Source organism: Microbacterium sp., from assembly GCF_031988965.1.
Taxonomy (GTDB): Bacteria; Actinomycetota; Actinomycetes; order Actinomycetales; family Microbacteriaceae; genus Microbacterium.
The window spans coordinates 1-6,392 of record NZ_DALZXX010000010.1 but is presented as its reverse complement, the minus strand read 5'-3'; the positions used below and the strand labels follow the sequence as shown (position 1 = coordinate 6,392).

Here is a 6,392-nt window from a genome sequence, read left to right as displayed (position 1 = left end):
CCTGCCGATTCTCCGCTCGCTCTCGACCCGGAGCTGCTGCAGAAGCGCACGAACGACAACCCCGTCTTCTACGTGCAGTACGCGCACGCCCGCACCCACAACGTCGCGCGCAATGCGGGTGACTCGGGTGTCGACCGCTCGGAGTTCGCCCCGGAGACCCTCACGCACGAGACCGAGGCCGCCCTGCTCGGGGCGCTGCAGGAGTTCCCGCGCATCGTCGCGTTCGCGGCAGAGGTGCGTGAGCCGCATCGCGTGGCGCGCTACCTCGAGGAGCTCGCGGGTCTGTACCACCGCTGGTACGACAACTGCCGCGTGATCCCGCAGGGCGACGACCCGATCGAGACCGTTCACCGCACGCGCCTCTGGCTCAACGACGCGGCCGGACAGGTGTTCCGCAACGGCCTCGACCTTCTCGGAGTGTCGGCACCCGAGCGGATGTAGTCGATCGGCCGTTCGCCGGTACGGCAGGATGGCACCATGAGCGACGACAACCACACGCTGCCTTACCCTGCCGCCGATTCCGAGCATCCGACGCTCGTGATCCCCGGTGAGGGACAGGATGCGCCCACGCCGCGCCGTCGCAAGCGCTGGCCGTGGGTGATCGCGATGGTGCTCGTCGTTCTGGCGGTGCTCGTCGTCGCCGCGGAGTTCATCGCGCGAGCGGTGCTCCCCGGCGTCGTACGGTCGATCGTGATCGAGCAGCTCGACCTTCCTGCCGACCAGCAGCTCGACGTGCAGGCCGACGGCATCCTGCTGCCGCAGCTCATCGGCGGTCGCCTCGACGACCTGCACCTCTCGACGGACTCGGTCACGCTCGAGGGCATCACCGGCGCAGTCGATGTCACTGCACAGGGAGTGCCGCTGCGCGGAGGCGACCTCGACGGTGCTGCAGGTACGATCCGGATCGACGAGTCCCAGTTCACGGAACTCCTTTCCGGAACCGAGCTTCCGGTCGACACCGTCGCCTTCGAGGCGCCTGACGCCACGGTGTCGGGGTCCGTCAGCGTGCTCGGAGTCGCGATCCCGATCTCGCTCACGGTGACGCCCGGCGTCGCGGAGGGCGACCTCGAGCTCACCCCGGTCGGGCTCTCGGTCGGCGGGCTGGAGATCGACGCCGAACAGGTCGGATCCTCGCTCGGTGCGCTCGGCGCCGACCTCACTCAGACGCAGCGGGTCTGCATCGCCGACCGGCTCCCGGCCGGTCTCACGCTGACCGACCTGCAGATCGACGGGAGCGTCGCCGTGATCGACGTCGACGTCGACGGCGCGATCGTCACCGACGAGAGCCTGCAGCAGGCCGGCGTCTGCCCGCAGAGCTGACGGTCAGTCGGCCTTCGGCTCGACCCCGCGCGCTGCGCGCTCCGCTTCCTGAGCGGTCCTGAGCGTCGCGGTGGCGAGCGCGACCTCGGCTTCGGCGCGCTGCACGCGCCGCTGCTCGAAGGTCTTCGCGCCGAATCGGGCGTGCACCCTGTCGTGCCGCTCGTCCTCAGACGTCACGATGTACGCGCAGGCGATGAGCATGACCTGGGTCGACAGATTGAGCCAGATGAGCAGCGCCAGCAGCGAGGCGAACGACGCCAGCAGCGGATTGCTCGTCGCGCCGCCGATGAAGAGACTCGAGAGCTCCTGCAGCACGAGCAGGCCGATCCCGCCGATGAGTGCCCCCGTCCAGAGCGACTTCGCGGACGCGCTGGCTCCGGAGAGCAGGCGGAAGACACCGGCGACCAGCACGGTGTTGAGCGCCAGCACCACGAGCAGCGACACGATGCGAACGCTCCATGTGGCGACCGCCGAGTCCTCGTCGAGTCCGAGCAGCCCGGTGATCCAGGTGATGCCGAGCCGGCCCACGAAGGTCACGGCCGCTGACGCGATGAAGAGCACCGCCACGCCGACGGCGAGCAGGAGGTTGCGCAGCAGGACCCAGATGAAGAGGATGTCGTCCTGAGCGGTTCCTGCGATCACGCGCACCGCGGTGCGGAGCGAGCCGACCGCGCTGAGCGCCGAGCCCGTGAGCGCCACCGCCGAGACGATTCCGGCGATCGACAGCGACAGCGGAACGCGCAGATCGTCGGGGTCGATCACTCCGTCGTCGCCGATCAGGCCGGGAACGACAGACTGCACGGCGTCGATGATCGCCCTCCACGCGTCAGGGTTGCCTGCCAGCCAGAGCGCCAGGATCGAGAACCCGAGCAGTACTCCGGCGAACACGCTGAACAACGCACGGTAGGTGACGCTGTCGGCGAGCATGGCGCCGCGGCGTTCACTGTAGAGAAGGAAGGCGCGCACCGGCCGGCGCTCGAGCGCCCAGCGGATCGCCTTCGCGCTCACGCGCGCGATCGGACCAGGACTCTGGGCTTTCTGGGGCGCGCTGTCGGTACTCATCGTCACCTACCCTACGAGGCGAGGACAGGCGTCCGAAGGGGGTTGACGCGGAGGGTCACCATGACGGATGCGGCATACCCGGTGCCCTAGAATCGGGTCAACCTCGCGCTGCGCCCTCGCGCCGAGACCGTCCCACGATTGGTGTCCCTTGCTTTCCCCTGCCGATTCGCTCGCCCCGGAATGGCTCGTCGTGCCCGACGACGTGAACGACCTCCCCGCAGCGGTGTGGCCGGCATCCGCCGGGCGGACCGCCGACGGCGCGCTCACCCTGTCCGGCATCTCCGCGGCCAGCCTCGCCGAGACCTACGGGACTCCGCTGCTGGTGCTCGACGAGGATGAGGTGCGTGCACGGGCGCGTGCCTTCCGCACCGCGTTCGATGCGGCTGCCGTCGACCACGACACCACCGCGCAGGTCTACTACGCGGGCAAGGCGTTCCTCAGCACGACGGTCGCGCGCTGGGTCGTCGATGAGGGACTGCGCGTCGACGTGTGCACGGGTGGTGAGCTCGAGGTGGCTCTGGCCGCCGGCGTCGCACCGGCGTCTCTGGGGTTCCACGGCAACAACAAGTCCGTGGCAGAGCTCGCCCGCGCGGTCGAGGTCGGTGTCGGCACGATCATCGTCGACAGCGCCATCGAGATCGAGCGGCTCGCGGCGATCACCGCGCGGACAGGCGCGACGCAGCGCGTACTCGTGCGCGTGATCAGCGGCGTGCACGCCGAGACACACGACTTCCTCGCCACCGCTCACGAAGACCAGAAGTTCGGCTTCCCTCTCCCGGATGCGGAGGCGGCAGTTGCGCGGATCCGCGAGATCGACGGCCTGGAGTTCGCCGGCCTGCACTGCCACATCGGCTCGCAGATCTTCGGAGTCGCAGGATTCCGTGAATCCGCGGAGCGCGTCCTCGAGCTCCACGCCGCTCTGCTCGACAGCGGCCCCGTGCCGCAGCTCAATCTCGGCGGCGGATTCGGCATCGCGTACACGAGCGTCGACGACCCCACGCCCATCGAGACGCTCGCCGGTGAGATCGTGGCGGCCGTGTCAGAGGGCTGCGCGGCGCGCGGAATCGCCGTTCCCGCGCTGTCGTTCGAGCCCGGGCGTGCCATCGTCGGGACCGCAGGGGTGACCCTCTACGAGGTCGGCACCATCAAGGACGTCGATCTCGGATCGGCCGGCACGCGGCGTTACATCAGCGTCGACGGCGGCATGAGCGACAACGCTCGCACGGCGCTCTACGGAGCCCAGTTCTCGGCACGGCTCGCCTCACGGACCGGAGTCGGGGCGGCGCAGCTCAGCCGCGTCGTCGGCAAGCACTGCGAGTCGGGCGACATCGTCGTCGATCATGAGTACCTCCCCGGCGACGTGACGCCCGGAGACCTGCTGGCGGTTCCCGCGACGGGCGCCTACTGCGCACCGCTCGCGAGCAACTACAACCACGTTCCCCGCCCGCCCGTCGTGGCGGTGCGCGACGGACGATCCACAGTCATCGTGCGCGGCGAGACCATCGCCGATGTGCTGTCGCGGGATGTCGGGGTCGACCGGGCCGCGGCAGAGACACGACACCGCTGAGTCGGATCCGCGACCCGCGCGATCCGGTGATGCATCACCGAACCACCCTCCGAAGGAGAAGCAATGACGACTGAGTACCGACGACTTCGCGTGGCGCTGCTGGGCGCCGGAGCGGTCGGCTCCCAGGTCGCCGCACTCCTGCTGCGCCACGGCGACGAGCTCGCGGACCGCGCGGGCGCATCGCTCGAGCTGGCAGGCATCGCGGTGCGCAACCTCGACGCCCCTCGCGACACCGATCTGCCGAAGGAGCTGTTCACGACCGACGCCGAGTCGCTGATCCTCGGATCGGACATCGTGATCGAGCTCATCGGCGGCATCGAGCCCGCCCGCACGAGCATCCTGCAGGCGATCGGATCCGGCGCCGATGTCGTCACGGCGAACAAGGCGCTCCTCGCCACACACGGCCCCGAGCTCTTCGAAGCGGCAGACCGTGTCGGCGCATCCGTCTACTACGAGGCCGCGGCCGCCGGAGCGATCCCGATCATCCGACCGCTGCGCGACTCGCTCGCGGGCGACCGCGTCGTGCGCATCATGGGCATCGTGAACGGCACGACCAACTACATCCTCGACCGCATGGAGACCGAGGGCGCCGACTTCGGCGACGTGCTCGCCGACGCGCAGCGTCTGGGATACGCCGAAGCCGACCCGACCGCCGATGTCGAGGGCTTCGACGCGGCGCAGAAGGCCGCGATCCTCGCCAGCCTCGCCTTCCACACCGCGGTCCCGCTCGACGCCGTGTATCGCGAGGGTATCACCTCGGTCACCGCATCGATGATCGAAGAGGCTCGTGCGGCGGGCTTCGTGATCAAGCTGCTCGCCGTGTGCGAGCGCATCGAGGCGAACGGCACCGAGTCGATCTCGGTGCGCGTGTACCCGGCGCTCATCCCGCAGAGCCACCCGCTCGCCGCCGTGCACGGCGCCAACAACGCGGTGTTCGTCGAGGCCGAGGCCGCCGGATCCCTGATGTTCTACGGCGCAGGTGCCGGCGGAGTGCAGACCGCATCCGCCGTGCTCGGCGACGTCGTGTCGGCCGCTCGTCGTCACATCGCCGGCGGGGTCGGCGTCGGAGAGTCGACGCGGGCCAATCTGCCCGTGGTCCCGATCGGACACGTCACGACCCGCTACCAGGTCACCCTCGAGGTGTCGGATGCGCCCGGCGTGCTCGCGACGGTCGCCGGAATCCTCAGCGACGGCGGCGTCTCGGTCGCGACCGTGGTGCAGACCGTCGAGGGGGAGGACGAGACCACCGCGCGCCTCGTCATCGGCACCCACCGAGCCACCGATCAGGCCCTGAGCGAGACCGTGGCCGCACTGGCCGAGAGCTCGGTCGTCGAGCGCGTGGTCTCCGTGCTGCGCGTGGAAGGCGAGTGACGGTGGCGACAGGGCGCACGGTCGAGGTGACCGTACCGGCCACCAGCGCCAACCTCGGCCCGGGGTTCGACACCCTCGGGCTCGCGCTCAGCGTCTACGACACACTGCTCGTGACCGAGCTCCCCGCGGGGGAACTGGAGATCGAGGTCACCGGCTCGGGCGCGAGCGAGATCCCGCGCGATGAGTCGAACCTGATCGTGCGGACGATCGCGCATGTCTACGCGGATGTGGAGCGCCCTGTTCCGGGTCTCCGGATCGTCGCGGAGAACGGCGTACCGCACGGTCGGGGTCTCGGATCCTCGGGAGCCGCCGTGACCGCCGGGATCCTCGCGGCCAAGGGGCTGCTCGAGGGCGATGTCGAGATCAGCGATGCCGACATGCTGCGACTCGCCACCGAGATCGAGGGGCACCCCGACAACGTCGCACCGGCGCTGTTCGGCGGACTGACGATCGCATGGGTGGGGGAGCGCGGTCCGCAGCACAAGAAGCTCCTCGTGCACCGCGGCGTCTCGCCGCTGGTGCTCGTGCCGTCGTACACGATGTCGACGTCGAAGGCGCGGTCGCTGCAGCCGCCGCACGTCTCGACGGAGGATGCGGTGTTCAACGTCTCGCGATCGGCTCTGCTGATCGCAGCTCTGATGCAGAGCCCGGAGCTGCTGCTCGACGCCACCGCCGACCGACTGCACCAGGACTACCGCGCCGAGGCCATGCCCGAGACACAGCGTCTCGTGCAGACGCTGCGGAGCGCCGGATTCGCCGCCGTCGTCTCGGGTGCAGGGCCCAGCGTGCTCGTGCTGGCCGACGGCCCGGGGAGTCGTCAGGAAGCCGTGGAACTGGCCGAGACGACCACCGACACCCCGTGGGAGGCGCTGCTGCTCGCAGTCGACGTGCGTGGTGGTACAGTGGGGAACCGAGCGGAGGGCTCCACGTAACTGCGTGAATCTGGCCCCATTGCAACTCTGCAAGACCCGCACGTGAACCCCTGATGCACTGATCCTTCTGAGAGCTCAGTTCTCTTCGACGGCCCGGTGACAAGGCTTGCCGACACCGAGTGCCGGCCCGTGCGACCGCG

At 69.6% G+C, this 6,392-nt stretch carries 6 protein-coding genes; 5 read left to right on the top strand and 1 reads right to left on the bottom strand.

Annotated features, from left to right (window positions below):
* Both RTM68_RS04470 and RTM68_RS04465 read left to right on the top strand, forming a co-directional pair.
* Positions 1–441: DALR anticodon-binding domain-containing protein (locus tag RTM68_RS04470; protein WP_312168630.1), on the top strand; the 441-nt coding region annotated here is incomplete at its 5' end.
* A gap of 36 nt (positions 442–477) precedes the next feature.
* Positions 478–1,320 (top strand): DUF2993 domain-containing protein, encoded by an 843-nt coding sequence (locus RTM68_RS04465; protein WP_312168628.1) that lies wholly within the window; start codon positions 478–480, stop codon positions 1,318–1,320.
* A 3-nt stretch (positions 1,321–1,323) separates the two neighbouring features.
* Here the strand turns inward: RTM68_RS04465 and RTM68_RS04460 are convergent, their stop codons facing one another.
* The gene (locus RTM68_RS04460) at positions 1,324–2,328 is read right to left on the bottom strand and encodes a YihY/virulence factor BrkB family protein (protein WP_312168626.1); all 1,005 of its coding nucleotides are present in this window, start codon (positions 2,326–2,328) and stop codon (positions 1,324–1,326) included.
* A gap of 202 nt (positions 2,329–2,530) precedes the next feature.
* On the opposite strand from RTM68_RS04460, the gene lysA reads away from it, so the two are divergent.
* From lysA to thrB, 3 genes are all read left to right on the top strand, one after another.
* Positions 2,531–3,949: a diaminopimelate decarboxylase gene (lysA, locus tag RTM68_RS04455; protein ID WP_312168624.1), complete on the top strand. Its 1,419-nt coding sequence runs from the start codon at positions 2,531–2,533 to the stop codon at positions 3,947–3,949.
* Positions 3,950–4,012: 63 nt separating this feature from the next.
* A complete protein-coding gene (locus tag RTM68_RS04450) occupies positions 4,013–5,320 on the top strand; it encodes a homoserine dehydrogenase (RefSeq protein ID WP_194764281.1) in 1,308 nt (435 codons plus the stop codon).
* Complete coding sequence (thrB, locus tag RTM68_RS04445; RefSeq protein ID WP_312168622.1) at positions 5,317–6,252, top strand: homoserine kinase; 936 nt, start codon at positions 5,317–5,319, stop codon at positions 6,250–6,252. Before RTM68_RS04450 ends, thrB begins: the two co-directional genes overlap by 4 nt.
* Positions 6,253–6,392: the final 140 nt, after the last annotated feature.